Annotated in this window: 16 protein-coding genes; 6 read left to right on the forward strand and 10 right to left on the reverse strand. The window is 67.0% G+C overall.

Annotation, left to right across the window (positions count from 1 at the left end; translation table 11 throughout):
* Window positions 1-92 precede the first annotated feature (92 nt).
* Genes ABD116_RS33315 through ABD116_RS33325 form a run of 3 tightly spaced genes read left to right on the forward strand, consistent with a single transcriptional unit; the run spans window position 93 to window position 3,221 of the window.
* Window positions 93-1,415, forward strand: a complete 1,323-nt coding sequence (locus tag ABD116_RS33315; RefSeq protein ID WP_343979650.1) for an ABC transporter substrate-binding protein — start codon at window positions 93-95, stop codon at window positions 1,413-1,415.
* Window positions 1,415-2,389, forward strand: a complete 975-nt coding sequence (locus ABD116_RS33320) for a carbohydrate ABC transporter permease (protein WP_343979653.1) — start codon at window positions 1,415-1,417, stop codon at window positions 2,387-2,389. Before ABD116_RS33315 ends, ABD116_RS33320 begins: the two co-directional genes overlap by 1 nt.
* A complete protein-coding gene (locus ABD116_RS33325; RefSeq protein ID WP_343979656.1) occupies window positions 2,382-3,221 on the forward strand; it encodes a carbohydrate ABC transporter permease in 840 nt (279 codons plus the stop codon). Before ABD116_RS33320 ends, ABD116_RS33325 begins: the two co-directional genes overlap by 8 nt.
* A 4-nt stretch (window positions 3,222-3,225) precedes the next feature.
* Here the strand turns inward: ABD116_RS33325 and ABD116_RS33330 are convergent, their stop codons facing one another.
* From ABD116_RS33330 to ABD116_RS33355, 6 genes are read right to left on the reverse strand one after another with little or no spacing between them, the layout of a single operon-like run.
* Window positions 3,226-3,891 carry a hypothetical protein gene (locus ABD116_RS33330; RefSeq protein WP_343979658.1) on the reverse strand — a complete coding sequence of 222 codons (666 nt, stop codon included), beginning with the start codon at window positions 3,889-3,891 and terminating at the stop codon, window positions 3,226-3,228.
* A 55-nt stretch (window positions 3,892-3,946) separates the two neighbouring features.
* A complete protein-coding gene (efeB, locus tag ABD116_RS33335) occupies window positions 3,947-5,212 on the reverse strand; it encodes an iron uptake transporter deferrochelatase/peroxidase subunit (RefSeq protein ID WP_343979661.1) in 1,266 nt (421 codons plus the stop codon).
* On the reverse strand, window positions 5,209-6,345 hold the full coding sequence (gene efeO / locus ABD116_RS33340; protein ID WP_343979664.1) for an iron uptake system protein EfeO: 1,137 nt from the start codon (window positions 6,343-6,345) through the stop codon (window positions 5,209-5,211). Before efeO ends, efeB begins: the two co-directional genes overlap by 4 nt.
* Window positions 6,342-7,193: an iron uptake transporter permease EfeU gene (efeU, locus tag ABD116_RS33345; RefSeq protein WP_343979667.1), complete on the reverse strand. Its 852-nt coding sequence runs from the start codon at window positions 7,191-7,193 to the stop codon at window positions 6,342-6,344. The genes efeO and efeU overlap by 4 nt, the downstream gene beginning before the upstream one ends.
* A 42-nt stretch (window positions 7,194-7,235) precedes the next feature.
* Window positions 7,236-7,799, reverse strand: a complete 564-nt coding sequence (gene thpR / locus ABD116_RS33350) for an RNA 2',3'-cyclic phosphodiesterase (RefSeq protein WP_343979670.1) — start codon at window positions 7,797-7,799, stop codon at window positions 7,236-7,238.
* A 16-nt stretch (window positions 7,800-7,815) separates the two neighbouring features.
* Window positions 7,816-8,562 (reverse strand): polysaccharide deacetylase family protein, encoded by a 747-nt coding sequence (locus ABD116_RS33355; RefSeq protein ID WP_343979673.1) that lies wholly within the window; start codon window positions 8,560-8,562, stop codon window positions 7,816-7,818.
* 109 nt (window positions 8,563-8,671) lie between these two features.
* On the opposite strand from ABD116_RS33355, the gene ABD116_RS33360 reads away from it, so the two are divergent.
* Both ABD116_RS33360 and ABD116_RS33365 read left to right on the forward strand, forming a co-directional pair.
* Window positions 8,672-10,153 carry an LLM class flavin-dependent oxidoreductase gene (locus ABD116_RS33360; protein WP_343979676.1) on the forward strand — a complete coding sequence of 494 codons (1,482 nt, stop codon included), beginning with the start codon at window positions 8,672-8,674 and terminating at the stop codon, window positions 10,151-10,153.
* A gap of 45 nt (window positions 10,154-10,198) precedes the next feature.
* The gene (locus ABD116_RS33365; protein WP_343979679.1) at window positions 10,199-10,891 is read left to right on the forward strand and encodes a VOC family protein; all 693 of its coding nucleotides are present in this window, start codon (window positions 10,199-10,201) and stop codon (window positions 10,889-10,891) included.
* 556 nt (window positions 10,892-11,447) lie between these two features.
* Here the strand turns inward: ABD116_RS33365 and ABD116_RS33370 are convergent.
* The 3 genes from ABD116_RS33370 to ABD116_RS33380 all read right to left on the reverse strand — a co-directional run bounded on the left by ABD116_RS33370 (window position 11,448) and on the right by ABD116_RS33380 (window position 14,732).
* The gene (locus ABD116_RS33370) at window positions 11,448-12,845 is read right to left on the reverse strand and encodes a mycothione reductase (RefSeq protein ID WP_343979682.1); all 1,398 of its coding nucleotides are present in this window, start codon (window positions 12,843-12,845) and stop codon (window positions 11,448-11,450) included.
* 94 nt (window positions 12,846-12,939) lie between these two features.
* Window positions 12,940-14,286, reverse strand: a complete 1,347-nt coding sequence (locus tag ABD116_RS33375; RefSeq protein WP_343979685.1) for an MFS transporter — start codon at window positions 14,284-14,286, stop codon at window positions 12,940-12,942.
* Complete coding sequence (locus ABD116_RS33380) at window positions 14,283-14,732, reverse strand: MarR family winged helix-turn-helix transcriptional regulator (RefSeq protein WP_343979687.1); 450 nt, start codon at window positions 14,730-14,732, stop codon at window positions 14,283-14,285. The genes ABD116_RS33375 and ABD116_RS33380 overlap by 4 nt, the downstream gene beginning before the upstream one ends.
* A 70-nt stretch (window positions 14,733-14,802) precedes the next feature.
* On the opposite strand from ABD116_RS33380, the gene ABD116_RS33385 reads away from it, so the two are divergent.
* Window positions 14,803-15,900, forward strand: coding sequence for a hypothetical protein (locus tag ABD116_RS33385; RefSeq protein WP_343979689.1), 1,098 nt, complete (start codon window positions 14,803-14,805; stop codon window positions 15,898-15,900).
* Here ABD116_RS33385 and ABD116_RS33390 read toward each other — a convergent pair.
* A complete protein-coding gene (locus tag ABD116_RS33390) occupies window positions 15,833-17,860 on the reverse strand; it encodes a S9 family peptidase (protein WP_343979692.1) in 2,028 nt (675 codons plus the stop codon). The genes ABD116_RS33385 and ABD116_RS33390 overlap by 68 nt on opposite strands.
* Window positions 17,861-17,930 lie beyond the last annotated feature (70 nt).

The raw sequence follows: 17,930 nt of genomic DNA on the forward strand, positions 1-17,930 counted from the left end.
GTTAGGGTTCCGCTACTTAACCGGTTAGGCCACTATGGCCGCACCAGCCTCCGCTCTCCTGCCGGAGGCTCGATGGGACGAGGGAGTCCGACGTGAGACTGCGTTCGTTTGTAGCCGCAGCAGCGGTGACCGCCCTGGGATTGAGCCTGGCCGCCTGTGGTGGCAGCGATTCAGGCGACTCCTCCGGCGGCGATAGTGGTGGAGACCAGACGCTGACCTACTGGGCCAGTAACCAGGGCACCAGCCTGGACAACGACAAAGAGGTGCTGACGCCGGTCCTGCAGAAGTTCACCGCGGACACCGGCATCAAGGTCAACCTCGAGGTGATCGGCTGGAACGACCTGCAGACCCGGATCCAGACCGCGACCACCTCCGGCCAGGGCCCCGACGTGCTCAACATCGGCAACACCTGGGCCGCGTCCCTGCAGGCGACCGGCGCGTTCCTGCCGTTCGACAACGACGCGATGACCGCGATCGGGGGTAAGGACAAGTTCGTGCCGACGGCTCTGGCGACCGGCGGCAAGGAGGGCGAGGACCCGACCTCGGTCCCGCTCTACGGTCTGGCCTACGGCCTGTACTACAACAAGGCGATGTTCGCCGCGGCCGGCCTGCAGCCGCCGAAGACCTGGGAAGAGATGGTCTCGGCCGCGCAGAAGCTGACCGACCCGGCGAAGAAGACCTGGGGCATGGCGCTGGCGGCCGGCAGCTACACCGAGAACGTGCACTTCGCCTTCATCAACGGCGCCCAGAACGGCGCCGACTGGTTCGACAAGGACGGCAAGCCGACCTTCACCAGTGACGGCAACGTGCAGGGCGTGCTGCGGTACCTCGACCTGATGCAGAAGGACAAGGTCGCCAACCCGTCGAACGCGCAGTACGACAACGGCACCAAGTCGGTGAACGACTTCGCCACCAAGAAGGTGGCAATGGTGATCAACCAGAACAACGCCGACTCCTCGATCGTCGCCAACGGGATGAAGGCCGGCGAGTACGGCGTCGTGCCGTTCCCCGCGCCGGCCGGCTCACCGAACCAGACCGCCAGCCACGTGGCCGGGATCAACCTGTCGATCTTCAAGAACACCAAGCACAAGGACGCGGCGCTGAAGTTCGTCAAGTACATGACGGACGCGACCACCCAGACGACGCTGGGCAAGCCGTTCTCCTCGCTGCCGGTGCTCAAGGACGCCAAGCCCGTCTTCACCACCGACGCGGCCGAGGCAGCGACCTTCCAGGACGTCTACAACACCAAGTCCAAGCCGCTGCCGCTGGTACCGGCCGAGGACCAGTTCGAGAGCACCGTCGGCAAGGCGATGAACGGCCTGTTCGCCAAGATCGCCACCGGCGGCACCGTGAGCGCGGACGATGTGAAGGCAGCGCTGCAGACGGCCCAGGACCAAGTGGCGGCCGGTAGCTGATGGCAGTTGTCACCGAGCAGGCCCCCGCTTCGCCGGCTACCAAGCCGGCGAAGCGGGGGCTCGACCGCCGTCCGGGGCTGAGCCGGAAACTCCCCTACCTGCTGCTCGCTCCGGCGGTCCTGCTGGAGCTGCTGATCCACATCATCCCGATGCTGGTCGGCATCTGGATGAGCTTCGTGAAGCTGACCAAGTTCTTCATCTCGAACTGGTCGGCGGCGCCGTGGGCGGGCTTCAACAACTACCGGGTGGCCGTGGACTTCCACAACGCGGTCGGCGAGGGCCTGCTGAAGTCCTTCGGCGTCACGGTCGCGTTCTCGCTGATCACGCTGGTGATCTCGTGGATTCTCGGGATGGCGGCGGCCGTTGCGCTGCAACCACCGTTCAAGGGGCGCAGCGTCGTACGGACGCTGTTCCTGGTGCCGTACGCGCTGCCGGCGTACGCCGGGATCCTGACCTGGAACTTCATGCTCCAGCGCGACACCGGCGCGCTGAACCACGTGCTGGTCGACAACCTCGGCCTCACCTCCGACCGGCCGTTCTGGCTGATCGGCGGCAACGCGCTCGTCTCGCTGATCACCGTGGCGGTCTGGAAGCTGTGGCCGTTCGCCTTCCTCACCCTGATGGCCGGGCTGCAGAGCATCCCGCGCGACGTCTACGAGGCGGCCGCGGTCGACGGCGCCGGGTCGATCCGGCAGTGGCGCAACATCACGCTGCCCGCCTTGCGGCCGGTCAACCTGGTGCTCGTGCTGGTGCTGTTCCTGTGGACGTTCAGCGACTTCAACACGCCGTACGTGCTGTTCGGCAACGCGCAGCCGCCGGCGGGCGACCTGATCACCTTCCACATCTACAACGCGTCGTTCCTGACCTGGAACTTCGGCTCCGGCGCGGCGATGTCCGTGCTGCTGCTGATCTTCTTGATGATCGTCACCGGCGCCTATCTGATCGTCACCGGCCGGAGGTCTCGTCGTGCGTGACACCAAGGGATTCAAGGCTTATCGCGCGGTCGTGCTGATCGTGCTCGGGCTGTTCGTGCTCGTCCCGCTCTACGTGATGGTGACGTCCTCGCTGAAGCCGCTGAGCGATGTCCAGGGCGCCTTCACCTGGTGGCCGTCGAAGATCACCTTCGACCCGTTCATGGACATGTGGATGACGGTGCCGCTGGCCCGGTACTTCGTGAACAGCACGATCGTCTCGGTGGCGGCCACGGTCTGCTCGGTCGCGATCGCGATCCTGGCCGCGTTCGCGGTCTCCCGGTTCCGCTTCCGCGGCCGGACCGCCTTCACCACCACGGTGCTGTCGACGCAGATGTTCCCGGGCGTGCTGTTCCTGCTGCCGTTGTTCCTGATCTTCGTGAACATCAACAACTCGGTCGGGGTGCAGCTGGTCGGTACCCGGCTCGGCCTGATCATCACGTACCTGACGTTCAGCCTGCCGTTCTCGATCTGGATGCTCGCCGGGTACTTCGACAGCATCCCCCGCGAACTCGACGAGGCAGCGCTCGTCGACGGCTGCGGTCCGATGGGCGCGCTGGCCCGCGTCGTCCTGCCGGCCGCCCGGCCGGGCGTGATCGCGGTGGCGATCTACTCGTTCATGACCGCATGGGGTGAAGTGCTCTTCGCCTCGGTGATGACGACCGAGTCCAACCGCACGTTGTCGGTCGGACTACGGCAGTACTCGACCCAGACCAACATCTACTGGAACCAGATCATGGCCGCTGCCCTCGTGGTCAGCATCCCGGTCGTCATCGGCTTCCTCCTGGCCCAACGCCACTTCGTCGCCGGAGTGACCGCTGGAGCCGTGAAGTAGTAGGTCAGTACGCCGATGGGCCGTAGATGTCGACCGACGTCGAGTAGCTGGAGGCGCTTCGGCCGTTCTTCCGGACGGTGAAGCCGTGGACGCCTTGGCAGGAGATCCGGAACCCACCTGCCTTGGCGTCCCGCACCGCGTCCGGACCGGTCGCCGCGTGACTGCTGTTCTTCGCGGCGAAGGCGATGATCTGCTTGCGGACCGCCGGATCGGCGATGAACATCGGCAGCGCGACCGGCAGTGCCGCTTGCAACCTGGTGAACGCCACGCTCGGCCCCTGCGGGTACTCGCCCTTGCTGCTGGCCCGCCCGGTCACATCGATGTTGCTGATCTGGTTCTTCAGCTTGTAATCGGTCTCGATGTGGAGCTCCATGATGCCTTTCTCGCACTCGGTCCCGAGGATCCGGTCGACCTTGCAGGCGTACCCCTTGGTCTTCAGCGTCTTGACCAGACCGGCATAGGTGATCCCGGGGAAGCACCCGTTGCAGGCCGCCGGCTTCGGCGCACTGCTCACCGGCTTGCTCGGCTTGGTCGGTTGCGGAGCCGTGGCGGCGCGGCTCGGAGGCGGTGTGGGCACCGCCCCCATGCTGCCGCCATCGCCGCCACAGCCCGCCACGACCAACGTCGCGGCCAGACAGAACACCACCGTGAAGTTCTTGTTCCTGTTCACGGCCGAAACCCTAAGGTCCGCTCCAGGTCAGCGGGCCCAACACTTCGACGGTGATCTAACTGAAGAGTTTCTCGCCCCAGAAGGAGCCCGCCGCAACACCCGGCGGGCAGGCGAAGATGCCTGAGCCGACGTGGCGGATGTACTCGTTCATCGCGTCGGACCGGGACAGCTGCTGCTGGATCGGGACGAACTGCTTGCGCGGATCACGCTGGTACGCGAGGAAGAACAGCCCCGCGTCGAGCCGGCCGAGGCCGTCCGAGCCGTCGACGAAGTTGTAGCCGCGTCGCAGGAGCTCGGCGCCCTTGTTGAACTGCGGGTGCGCCAGCCGGACATGCGAGTCCGCGGCCAGCTTCGGCGTACCGTCGGAGGTCTTGGCGTTGAAGTCGATCGGGTCGAACTCGTCCGCCTTGCCCAGCGGGGCACCCGTGCCCTTACCGCGGCCGATGATCTGCTCCTGCTCGCCGAGCGACGTCCGGTCCCAGATCTCGATCGTCATCCGGATCCGCCGCGACACCAGGTACGAGCCGCCGACCATCCAGTCCGGGCCGTCCTCGGGCTGGACCCACAACTGCTCCTCGAGCTTCGTGGTGTCTTCGAGCTTGAGGTTGTTCGTACCGTCCTTGAAGCCGAACAGGTTGCGCGGCGTCGTCTGCGCCCTGCTTGTCGACGACGTCCGGCCGAATCCGAGCTGCGAGTAGCGCACGACCGTCGTACCGAAGCCGATCCTGGCCAGGTTGCGGATCGCGTGCACCGCGACCTGCGGGTCGTCCGAACACGCCTGTACGGCGATGTCGCCACCGCTGCGGTTGGGATCGAGGTTGTCGCCGATGAAATGCGGCAGATCGACCAGCGCACCCGGCCGCTTCGCCTTCAGCCCGAACCGGTCGTTGCCCTTGGCATCGACGAAGAAACTCGGCCCGAACCCGATCGTCAACGTGAGCCGCGCCGGCGGCAGACCGACCGCCTCGCCGGTGTCCTCGGGCGGAGCCTCCCCCGGGCCGTTCACCGCGCCGTACTGGCCGATGTCGCGCCCAGCCGTCATCAGCGCGGCAGCCGCGGTCCACTCCTTCAGCAACGAGACGACCGCGTCGCGCTTGGTCGCCGTCACGTCGAAGGTGGCGAAGTGCAGCCGGTCCTGGGCGGGTGTGACGATCCCGGCCTGGTGAGCTCCGTGGAACTCGACCGGACCTGAGTTGTCAGCGGCCTGCGACTCTTCGGTCGTCAGGGCCGAGTGTGCGGCATATCCGGCGACGCCCGTGGCGACGGCCGCTCCCGCCGCGCCCAGCAGGCCGCGGCGGGAGATTCCCTGGCGCTCGCTCATTTCTTCGCGATCACGCCGGCGACCTTGCTGACCGGTTCGGCCAGCGCGTCCACGACCGCACCGAGCTCCTTCTTCTCGGCGTCGGTCGCGGTGTAGGGCTTGAAGCCGTCGCCCACGCGGTACTTGTCCAGCGCGGCGAAGACTGCCTTGAAGTTCGTGTCCAGCGTGGTGACCAGGGCGGGGTCGCGCTGCTGCAGCGCCGGGCGCAAGGCCTGTACTGCCGCCTGCGAGCCCTCGACGTTGGCCTGGAAGTCCCACAGGTCGGTGTGCGAGTAGCGGTCTTCCTCACCGGTGACCTTGCCGGTCGCGACCTCGTCGAGCAGCTCCTTGGCGCCGTTGGCCAGCTGCAGCGGGTTGAGCTTCACGACCTTGGCCTTGGCGACCACGGTCTTGACGTCGACCAGCAGCTGATCGGCGTACTTCGCCATGCCTGCCGTGGTGTTCTTCTCCCACAGCGCCTGCTCGATCCGGTGGTACCCGGTCCACTCGGTGCCGGGCTCGACGTCGTTGACCCGGGCGTCGATCTTCGGGTCGAGATCGCCGAACGACTCCGCGACCGGCTCGATCCGCTCCCAGTAGGTGCGCGAGACCGGGAACAGCTCCTTGGCCTTGGCGACGTCGCCGGCCTTCACCGCCGTGACGAACTCGGCGGTCTTCTGCTCCAGCGCGATCGCCTGCGAGTTCACGTACCGCTGGTAGCTGTCCGCGGCCTGCTTCAGCGCGGTGTCCTCGTCCACCTGCGCGGCGGCGTCGCCGGTGACGGTGAGGTCGCCACGGATGCCGTCGCCGACCATGCCCGGCTTGCAGACCGCCTGGTACTTCCCGGTCGGCAGCTCGACGATCAGCTCCCGCTTGAGGCCGGGGCCGATGTTCTCGACCTCGCCCATGACGCGGTCGCCCTCGGCGTACACGTAGAACTCGGTGACCTTGCTGCCGCCGTTGGAGACCGAGAAGGTGCTGGTCCCGGACTTCACGTCGGTACGGCTCAGACCGCACTCGGAGTCGGTGGCCTTGACGGTCACCGGACCGGTGCCGTCCTCGGCGCCGGCGGCGGGCTTGTCGTCGGCGCAACCGGTCAGGCCGGCCAGCAGCAGTACTGCGCCGATGGCGGCGGCCCGGCGGGTGGTGATCATGAGTTCTCCTGGACGGTTCGAGCGGGCACCGCGGGCGGCGGCGTTGTTGACCTGACCGGGCGGAAGTAGAGGAAGAGCACCGGTACCAGATAGACCAGCCACGCGATCGCCTCGACCACGGTCGGGGCCGGGCTGAAGTTGAAGATCCCCTTCAGCAGTACGCCGTACCAGCTGTCCGGCGGGATCACGTGCGAGATGTCGAAGGCGAGGTTCTGCAGGCCGGGCAGGATGTTCGCCTCCTGCAGGTCGTGGAAGCCGTAGGCGAAGATGCCGGCCGCGACCAGGACCAGCAGCGCGCCGGTCCACTTGAAGAAGACGGCCAGGTTGATCTTCACCGCGCCGCGGTAGATCGCGAAGCCGAGGCCGACCGCGGTGATCAGGCCGAGCAGTACGCCGGTGAGCGGCGCGGCCGTCGTCGCGGTCGCCGCCGAGGCGTACACGATGAAGGCCGTCTCGATGCTCTCGCGGAAGACCGCCAGGAAGGCGAGCAGGACGACGGCGCCGGAGCCGAGCTCCAGCGCCTGACCCATCCGCTCGCGCAGCTCCCTGGCGATGGTGCGGGAGGCCTTGCGCATCCAGAAGATCATCCAGGTGACGAAGCCGACCGCGACGATCGACATCACCCCGCCGATCGTCTCCTGGGTGGTGAACGACTTGGCCGTCAGCGCGGTGACGAACTGCAGCAGACCCCAGCCGACGGCCGCGACGGCCAGCGCCGCGACGACTCCGGCCCAGACCAGTTTCAGTCTGTCCCGCCGGCCCGCTTTGACCAGGAAGGTGGCGAGAATGCTGACCACCAACGAGGCTTCGAGACCTTCACGAAGACCGATCAGATAGTTGGCGAGCATGGCGGGAACTCCAGGTATTAGGTACGGCTAACCTTCCGAAGGTTAGCCTAAGAACTCCCATTCGCCCACTGTGTCGTACGCCGCACCATGGCTCGGGCCCTCGCCGAGACGCGATGAAACCAACTCGATACTTTCCGCTGTCCAGGACGGTCCCTCGTAGGTGTCGAAGACCCGCACCCACCGGACCACGTCCATCGGCTGCTTCAAACGCGCGAGCGTGAGGTGCGGGGTGAACTTGCGCCCGTCCACGGTCACGCCGGCCTTGTTCGCCGCTGACCGCGTTGTCATCGCCAGGTGCGGCAGGGCCTCGGACTCGTCCTGGACGCCGGTGAACAGCACCCGGGCGTCCGCCACGCTCGGGAACGCTCCCGACCCCTTGAGCCGGAGGTCGAACGGCTTCTGCCGGTTGGCTGCCCGCTCGAGCCCTTCGGCCAGGTCTTCGGTCTTGTACTCCGGCACGTCGCCCAGGAACGCGAGCGTGATGTGCCAGTTCTCGTCCGACGCCCAGCGGAGGTCCTCGTCCGGGTGATCTCTTCGGGGGCCGACGAACTCGGCCAGATGCTCGACAACCTCCACCGGCGGGATGACCGCCACAAACAGTCGCATCCCCCGACTTTAGAGGTCAGCAGTCCATCGCCGCGAAGGCATATCCCTGGGCTTGGAGCGTTTCCAGCACCTGGTCGAGCGCCGCGACCGTCTGACTACGGTTCCCGCCGGCATCGTGCATCAGGATCACGCTTCCGTTGTGGACGGTGGTGAGGATGCTCTTCACGATCGCCTGCTTGCCCGGCTTCTGCCAGTCGAGCGTGTCGACATCCCACAGCACCGGCCGCATCCCCGCCGCCTTGATGTCGGCCTTCACCTTCGCGTTCTCCGCACCGTACGGAGGCCGGAAGCACTTCGAGGCCGGCCCGTCGAAGATCTCGTGATGCCGCTTGGCCGCCGACACCTTCGTCAACTGCGCGTGTGAGATCGAGTGACTCCCGATGCTGTTGCCCGCAGCAAGCACCTGCTCCTTGAGCTCCGGGTGCTCCGCCTGCATGCTCCCCAGCTCGAAGAAGGTCGCATGAGCCCCGTACTTCGCCAGCACCTCGAGCACCTGCGGCGTCCACACCGGATCCGGCCCGTCGTCGAAGGTGAAGTACAGAACCTTCTTGCCACTGGCAACAACAGGCTTCGTCACCGGCGTCGCCGACACCTTCGCTGGGGCGACCGGAGCCGACACCTTCGCCGGCGCGACCGTCTTCACCGGCGCACTCGCCGCCGCCTGATTCGCCTGCCCCATCCCGAACGCGACCGCCCCCACGATCACGAACACCGCCGACAAACCGATGCCGAAGTTGATGAAGGCACCGAGCTTGCGGGACATGACGACTCCTCGTTGATCAGACGGCCCGCTTCGGGGCCTTGCAGAAGATGAGACGCCGAAAGTCCCCATCCGGTTCGCGCGTTCCCGAATCGCGGGGTGAGACTGGGGTATGGAGATCGAGGGGCGGAATCTGCCGGCGCCTTGTGTGGTGGTGTTGGTGGGGCCGGGGGCGGCGGGGAAGTCGACGTGGGCCGCGGAGACGTTCGCGCCGGATCTGATCGTGTCGAGCGATCGGTTGCGGGCGTTGGTCGGGGCCGGGGAAGACGATCTGGCGGCCAGTGCGGATGCGTTCGCGTTGCTGGAGGAGGTGGTTCGGCAGCGGGTCGGGCGGGGGCTGACGACCGTGATCGACACGCTCGGGCTGGATCGGGAGCGGCGGCTGAATTGGCTGGCGATGGCTCGGGAGCGCGGGATTGCTTGTGTGGCGGTGGGGTTCGATACCCCGGCGGAGGAGTGCCGGCGGCGGAATCGGGAGCGGGCCAAGCGGATTCCGGCGGATGTGCTGACCGGGCAACTCAAGGCTTGGGGAGCGGTCAAGAAGGAGTTGGGCGGCGAAGGGTATGACGACGTGCTCGCGCCTACGGCGGTACGCGTCGTACCGGAGGCGTTCGTGGGTGCGGGGGAAGCGGCGCAGCGGCAGCGGGAGGCGCCGGCCCGGTTGCGGTTCGGGTTGCAGTTGAGCAGCTATACGCACAAGGCGGGGCGGAAGACGACTGGTCAGTGGATCAAGGACGTCGGCGCTGCGGCGGAGGCGGCTGGGTTCGATGCGATCTATGTGATGGATCATTTCCGGCAGATCCCGCAGGTCGGGCGGGCTTGGGAGGACTTCCTCGAGAGCTGGACGACGCTCGCGTATCTGGCAGCCTGTACGTCGCGGGTACAGCTTGGGACGCTCGTCAGCGGGATCACCTATCGCAACGTCGCGCACCTAGGAAAGATCGTCGCGACCCTCGATGTGCTGAGTGGTGGCCGGGCGGTGTGTGGGCTGGGGTTGGCGTGGTTCGAGGCCGAACACAAGGCATACGGCTGGGAGTTTCCTCCTGTCGGCGATCGGTACGCCCTGCTGGAGGACGCTTTGCAGCTGCTCCCCGTGTTGTGGGGCCCAGGCAACAAACCCTGGCGAGGCAAGGTCCTCGACGTACCGGAAACTGCCTGCTACCCCCGCCCTCTCCAGGACCCACTACCGATCCTCGTCGGCGGCAGCGGCAACCGCACCCTCCGCCTAGCAGCCCGGTACGCCGACGCCGTCAACGTCTTCGGCAACGCGGCCAAAGTCCACGAGAAAGCCGCCTATCTTCAGGCAAACACCCCACCCGACAAAGAACCACCCCGCCTGACCCAACTCTCCACCACTCTCATCGGCAAGACCCCCCAACACCTCACCGCCCTGATCGACCGCCTCCGCCCCCGCAACCAAGACCCAGCCAAGTACGCCGCCACCGTCAACGCAGCCACCATCCCCGACCAAATAGGCCGCTTCCGAGAACTATCCGAAGCCGGCGCCACCGAAGTAATGCTCACCCTCCCCGATCTGAACGACGACCTAACCCCCCTCGAAACCGCAGCCGAAGTCATAGCCGCCTTCCGCTAGTTCACCTGGCACTGCCTGAGCTGGCCGGGCTGCAAGGATGTAGCCATGGAGAAGACGCTGAGCCGGACGGAAACCTCAGAAGCCGTCAGCGATGCGGGATGGCGCTTCGTACTCGGCACACTGCAAACCTCCGTACCGGTCGGCTCCCTGGCCGAGGCAGCCCGGATCACGTCGCTGGTGGTCGGTACCTGCGGCGACGACGCCGACCAGCACCTCCGAGTAGACGTCCGCCCCACCCGGGTGATCCTCACTCTCCAGTCACTCGCCCACGCCGCGGCCACCACCCGCGACATAGACCTCGCCCACCAAATCTCCGCCGCTGTCCAAGAGGCCGGCTCACGCACCGCCCCCGACACCACCCCAGAAGCCCCCCGATCCGTCCAACTCATCGAACTAGGCATCGACGCCCTGGACATCGCCGCAATCCGACCCTTCTGGAAGGCAGCACTCGGGTACGCCCCCGAGGCCGGAGCCGACGGCCCGACTGACCCGCTCATTGACCCCCTAGGCCAGGGCCCCGCGATCTGGTTCCAGCAAATGGACCACCCCCGCCCCCAACGCAACCGAATCCACCTAGACATCTCCGTCCCCCACGACGAGGCCCCCCACCGCCTCAAAGCAGCCCTAGCCGCCGGCGGCCACCTACTCTCCGACCTCCGAGCCCCCTCCTTCTGGGTCCTCTCCGACCCCGAAGGCAACGAAGCCTGCATAACAACCTGGCAAGGCCGCGACAACTAGAGGGTCACTCATCCGCCAAGGCGGGCGCCCGCCCGACTCATCTGAGGTGCGATGCGGCCAACGGGGAAACTATTCGTCGCCTGGCGCAAGTTAGTTACCAGATAGCGGCTATCCACAGTCCACCGCACGACCAATCACGAACCTGGCGTCCCAGGTGGCGAGCCGGTCGGCGTCGGCTCGCGGCCGAGGCTGTTGATGCTCAGCTCCAGACCCACCTCGTTGCCAGTGCCCGGAACAGCCGGAGACAGCTCGCAGTCGTCGCGGCTCCAATGCCGAACTTACTCCAGAGGCGCGCCCACCCGGAGCCGCTGCCTGGGTCCCGAGCGCGGCCCCCAGCCTTCATCCTCCCCGACGTCAGCCGATGAGCCGACCAAGAATGGCAACCAAGCAAGCAGTTCGGTCGAGCTGTCACCGGTCGACACATCTGACGCAGCCGTGTGGCGCGGGTCAATGCTTGTCAGTCGTTCGGCAAACCAAGCAAGCCTGACGCCCGGCACCGCCTGAACCACAGCTACAGCCGGGCCTGTCTGTTGCTCTTGGCTGTTGCTCTTGGTTCTTAGTTTTTGAGTTTTATGTTGAGTAGGGCGTTTTCTATTAGTTCTGGCATGGCGGGGTGGATCCAGTACTGGCCTCGGGCCATGGTGTGGGCGTCCAGGCCGAAGGACATTGCTTGGATGATGGGCTGGATGACTGTGGAGGCTTGGGGGCCGATGATGTGGGCGCCTAGGAGCAGGCCGCTGTCGGGGTCGGCGAGGATTTTGGCGAAGCCGGTGGTGTCTTCCATGGCCCAGCCGTAGGCGATGTCGGCGTAGGCCTCGCGACCGACGGCGTACGGGATGCCTTGGTCGATGGCCTCCTCCTCGGTCAGGCCGACGGACGCGACCTGGGGGGAGCCGAAGACGGCGTGGGGGACGTAGCGGTGGTCGGATTTGATGCGGTCGTCGGGGTGCAGGAGGTTGTGCTGGACGACCCGCGCCTCGTGGTTGGCGACATGCTTCAGCTGGTACGGCGAACAGACGTCGCCCAGCGCGTAGATCCCCTCCACCGCCGTCTGCTGGTACTCGTCGACCACCACCCGGCCGTCCTTCTCCGTCTCGACCCCGGTGACGCCGACGTCGAGCAGGTCCGAGTTCGGCGTACGGCCGACGGCTACCAACAGTTCGTCGACAAGGATCTCGTCCGCACCCGCCGGGCTCAGCGTCTTGAGCACGATCGCGTCGTTGCGCCGCCACACATGCACCGTCTCGTGCAGCAGCTTCACCGTGTACTTCTCCGCAGCAAGCTCCGTGTACCGCTTCGCGATCTCGCTGTCCTCGTGCCGCAGCATCCGGTCGGACCGCGCGATCAGCGTCACCTCGACCCCGAGCGACGAGAACACATGCGCAAACTCAGCCGCGACGAACCCGCTCCCGATGATCCCCAGCCGCCGTGGCAACGACGGCAGCCGCATGATCGTGTCCGAGGTGTGGAACCCCGTCTCCTCCAGCCCCGGGATGAACGGCACGATCGGCCGGCTCCCCGCGGCGAGGACGAACTGATCAGCCGTCAGTACCTCCGAAGAGCCGCCGTCGTTCGCCGTCACCGTCAGCTCGCGCTCAGCGGTGAACCGTCCGGTGCCGTGGTACAGCGTGACGTTGACGTTGTTCGGGTGGTGTTCCCGGTACTCCGCTCCGCCGGCGGAGATCGGATCGATCCGCCCGAAGATCCGGTCCCGGATGTCCGGCCAGCGCACCCCGGTGAGCTTCTCGTCGACCCCGAGCCGCGAGCTGTGCGACGGTACCGCCGCCAGGTCGGCCGTATGGACGAACATCTTGGTCGGAATACAGCCCACGTTGAGACAGGTCCCGCCGAAGATGCCGCGCTCGACGATCGCCACTTTCCGGTCCGCGAACTGCTTCGTCACGATCGTGTTCCCGGAGCCGGTCCCGACAACCACCAAGTCGTAATGAGTCACACCCCATTGTGCGCATGTCCCCCAACCCGCCGCACCGGCAGCCATTATCTGGCCCTTACGACTCACCCCGCCCGCGGCGTGGGTGAGCCGAGGGCTAGGCCACCTGGGGTTTGGCGGGCTCGGGGTGGGGCGAGGTGGGTGCTGCGACCGGGGTTTCGGTGAGGGTGGACTTCTCGCCCAGGAGGTCCGTCGTCGGGGTGAGGATGTCCAGCCGGGGGCGGGGCAGCAGGCGGGGCCGGATCGCCAGACCGCGGCGGCGGGAGAAGTACAGGACCGAGGCGGTGGTGCCCAGCATCGTGATGGATCCACCCACGATCAGCGACCAGCGAGCGCCGAACTCCTGGCCGATCCAGCCGATGAAGGGCGAGCCCAGCGGCGTACCACCCATCAGGACGGTCATGTAGAGGGCCATCACCCGGCCGCGCATGGTGGGCTCGATGCCCAGCTGCATCGTCGCGTTGGCCGCGGTCAGCATCGTCAGGGCGGTGAAACCGACCAGCGGCAGGACGACGGCGAAGGACAGGTACGTCGGCATCAGGCCGCTGACGACGACCATCACGCCGAAGGCGAGGGCCGCGCCGATCACCAGCCGGGCGCGGGTCCGAACCCGCCGGGCGGCCAGCAGCGCGCCGGCCAGTGAGCCGATCGCCAGGATCGAGCCGAGGATGCCGTACTCCCCCGCGCCCTTGTGGAAGGCCTGGGTGGCCATCAGCGCGGACGTCATCTGGAAGTTCAGCCCGAACGTACCGGCGAAGAACACCGCGACGAGCACCATCATCAGGTCCGGCCGGCGCCACAGGTAGCGCATCCCGTCCCGGATCATGCCCTTCTCCCGGGCCGCCACCTTCGGCGTGTGCAGCTCCTTCGAGCGCATCAGGTGCAGCGACAGGATCACCGCGGCGTAGCTGAAGCCGTTGATGATGATCACCGGGCCGGTACCGATCCAGTGGATCAGCAACCCGGCCAGCCCGGGGCCGATCAGCCGGGCCGCGTTGAAGGAGGCCGAGTTGAGGCCGACCGCGTTGGACAGCTCGTCCTTGCCGACCATCTCGACCACGAACGCCTGCCGGGTCGGCGCGTCGAACGCGGTGCCGATCCCGAACAGGAAGGCGAGCGCGTAGACGTGCCAGGCCTCGACGATGCCGGTCACCGTCATCGTGCCCAGGACGAGCGCGACTGCGCCCATGGCGATCTGGGTGATGGTCAGCACGCGGCGCTTGGGGAACCGGTCGGCGATCAGCCCGGCGTACGGGGAGATCAGCAGGGCGGGGAGGAACTGCAGGCCGGTGACGATGCCGAGGGCGGTGCCGGAGTGGGTCAGCTCCAGGACCAGCCAGTCCTGGGCGACCCGCTGCATCCAGGTGCCGATGTTGGAGATGATCGCGCCACTGGCGTAGAGCCGGAAGTTGCGGACCTTGAACGCGCGGAAGGTCGGACTCACTGGGCCGCCAGGCGTTCGAGAACAGGTGCTGCCTTGCGCAGGATGTCGCGCTCCTCAGGGGTGAGTTTCTTCAGTTTCGTCTGCAGCCACTCGTCGCGCCGGCGCCGGTTGGCGTGGATCAGGTCGTGCGCGGCCTGGGTCAGCTCGACCACGATCTGGCGCTTGTCGGTCGCATGCGGCCGGCGGACCACCAGGCCCGCCTCCTCCATGTTCGACACGATCCGCGTCATCGACGGCGGCTTGACCTGCTCGTGCGCGGCCAGCTCGCCGATCGTCATCGCGTCGTGTTTGCCGAGCGCGCCGAGCACGCCGAGCTGGTTCGCGGTCAGGTCGTGGCCCTCGACGCGCTGCCGGCGGATCTGCCGGGACAACCGCAACGTGGACGACCTCAGGGCGCTGGCCAGCCCGACATCACTCTTCACCTGCTGGGCGACGATTTCGGGCATGTCTTTAGCTTAACTCATTACCTTTGCTAAATAAAGCGGGTTACCGGGCGGCTACGCTAGGGTTCCGCGCATGGGGACACCACCGGAGCTGGCCCGGTACGAGCAGCGCTTCCGGCGCGCGGGCCTGCCGCTGTTCGTCGAGGACTTCTCGCCGGCGCACGACATCTTCAACCGGGCGACGCCGGTACTGGTCCTGGTCTTCCTGGTGGAGATGCTCGGCGCCACCTCGCTGGAGTGGACCTGGTGGCAGAACCTGCTGGCCGCGATCGGCGGGCTGGCCGTGCTGATCGCCGGCTTCGGACTGCTGAACCGCTTCCGCGGCCGCCGGTTCTGGTCCTTCCCGACCCGCTTCGGCACCCCGGAGCTGGCCGTCTTCGTGCTGCTGCCGGCACTGTTGCCGCTGGCCACCGAGGTCCAGCTGCGGCAGTTCTTCGGCGTGGCCGTCGGCAACCTGCTGCTCGTCGGCGTGATCTACCTGGTGGTCGGCTACGGCCTGATCGGTACGACGTTCTGGGGCCTGCACCGGCTCGGCTCCGAGCTGGGGAGCTCGGTGGCCAGCCTGGTCCGCGCCCTGCCGCTGCTGCTGGTGTTCTCGCTGGTGCTGTTCATGACCGCCGACATGTGGCAGGTGTTCGCCGGCATGCCGACGGTGTTCATCGTCTTCCTGGCCGCTGCCTTCGCCGTGCTCAGCAACCTGTTCCTGGTACTACGGCTGCCGCGCGAGCTGGACCAGATCGAGCGCGACACCGGCTCCGGTCCGCCGCTGCGCCGGATCCAGCGCCTGAACCTCAGCATCAGCCTGGTGATCCGGCAATGGATGCAGGTGCTCGTGGTCAGCGCCGGGGTCGGCCTGTTCTTCGTCGGCTTCGGGCTGCTCGCGATCAGCCGGCACGTCTACGAGCTGTGGGGCATCGACCCCGGCAGCTGGTCGCACCAGATCATCCTGCTCGACCATCCGCTGCTGCTCGGCGCGACGCTGGTGAAGGTCGCGGCCGGTATCGCGACCTTCACCGGGCTGTACTACTCGATCTCGCTGATGACGGACGCGACGTACCGCACCGACTTCCTCGACAACGTCACCATCGAGCTGCGTGAGCTGTTCACCGCTCGGGCGGAGTACCTGGAGCTGCGGGCTCGCCTGCTCCCAGCGTCGTCTTCAGGAAGTTGAGTTCGTGCAGGAGCAGGCCGACCACTGTGGCCTCGTCAGTGGGCGAGTGAGCGGCACCTGTCAGCGGCAGGAACTCGTGCGGGCGACCTGCCTTCAGTAGGGCTGCCGAGAGGCGCAGGCTGTGAGCAGCGAATACGTTGTCGTCCGCAAGGCCGTGGACCAGGAGTAACGGGCGCTCGAGCTTGGCGGCCTCGTTGACGGTGGATGAGCGGTAGTAGTCATCCGGGTACTCGTCTGGATGCCCCAGGAAGCGCTCGCGCCAGTGGGTGTCGTACATGCGCTGCTCAGCCGGCCCTGCTCCGGAGATGCCTGCGTGGAAGGCGTCCGGGCGGCGCAGTACGGCGGCGGTCGCGAGCATGCCGCCAAAGCTCCAGCCGGTGATCCCGACGCGGGTCAGGTCCAAGTCGGGGCAGTACTCCGCAGCGGCGTGCAGTGCCGTGATCTGGTCTTCGATGGGAGCCGCAAGGAGGTCGCGGTGGACGGTCTTCTCCCAGGCGGGTCCGCGGCCCGGCGTACCGCGCCCATCGGCGATGACGACGGCGAAGCCTTGCTCTGCGTACCACTGGGCCTTGTAGAACCAGGGGGCGGCGACCTTCATGACCAGGGACATCGCGGGGCCGGCGTACGGGGCCATGACTACGGGGAGCTTGGCGGAGCCGGGTGTGTGCCAGGACGGGAGTAGTAGGGCGGTACGGATCTGCAGGTCGCCCGCTTGGAGCCAGGTGATGCGTGGGGTGGCTGCGGGGGTGGCGCGGTGGGAGGTGATGGGGTGGTCTTGCCCGTTGCGGCGTACGACGTAGGTACGGCCCGCCTCGGCGTTGGAGCTGAGCAGGAGGGTGTTGCCGGCGCGGTAGCCCTCATGGGAGCCGGGGCCGTCGCTTAGTTGCTGGAGGCCTGTTTCGTCGTACAGCCAGAGGTGGCATTCGGTGGGCTCGTCGCTGGCCAGGAAGAGGACTGACTCGCCGGTGACGTCGAGTACTACGCGGAGTTGCAGGCCGTCCGGGGTGACGCGGGTGCCGTCGACCGTCAGGTAACGGGTCTCACCTGAGTCCTCGGTGTGGACGAGTTTGCCGGAGGCGGTGCGGGCGGGGACACCATCGATGAGTTGCACCCAGGATGGGTCGCGCTGCTCGTGCAGTAGGTGGGTATCGCCGGTTGTGGGGTCGGCGGCGAGGATCTGGAGGGTGCGCTGGTCCCGGGACTGCACGCTGAGGAGCGGGCCGTGGGCGTCCCAGTCGGCGGTGGCCAGGTACTCGTACGCCGTACTGTCCCAGCGCAGCTGTGTGGAGCCGCCGGCCAGGTCGAAGGTGTGGAGTGAGACCAGGGCGTTGGGGGTGCCCGCTGCGGGGTAGGGGATCTGGCGGGGTGGCTCGGCGGGGTTGGCGGGGTCGGCGATCCACCAGCGCTGGACCGGGGTCAGGTCGACTCTGGCCGCCATCAAGCGGGTGCCATCGGGCGACCACCAGTGTCCGCGGGTCCGGTACATCTCCTCGGCGGCGATGTACTCCGCCACGCCCCAGCTCACCTCGGGGTCGGCGTCGGCGGCAACCAGCTTATCGTTGCCATCAGCAACTGAAATCACTCTGAGCGCGCGGTCTGTGACGTAGGCGATCCGGTGTCCGGTGGGATCGAGGCGCGGGTCGGTCACCGGACCTGCGGTCGGCAGGTGCTTGGGCGAGCCGCCTTCGGCAGCAGTAGGTGTCAGGCTCCAGAGTTCGCCGTTGGTGGTGTAGGCGACGGTGCTCATCGCGGCGTCGGTGGTGTAGGTGCCGACGTCGGTGGCCAGCAGGTGTTCCTCACCGCCGACATGGAGCCAGAGGCAGACGACTGGGTCTTCGGGGCCTTGGGAGCGCAGGAAAAGTACGCGGTGGCCGTCCGGGGACAGGGTGAAGTCGCGGGGTAGGCCGAGGGTGAAGCGGCGGGTGCGGGCCGACTGGGTGGGAAAAGCGTTGGTGTCCATAAACAGGAGTCTGGGCAGCCCTGACAGGGACACCCAGATGACAGACAGTCTACCAATACCGGCTGATGTG

The organism is Kribbella koreensis, assembly GCF_039525325.1.
Lineage (GTDB): Bacteria > Actinomycetota > Actinomycetes > Propionibacteriales > Kribbellaceae > Kribbella > Kribbella koreensis.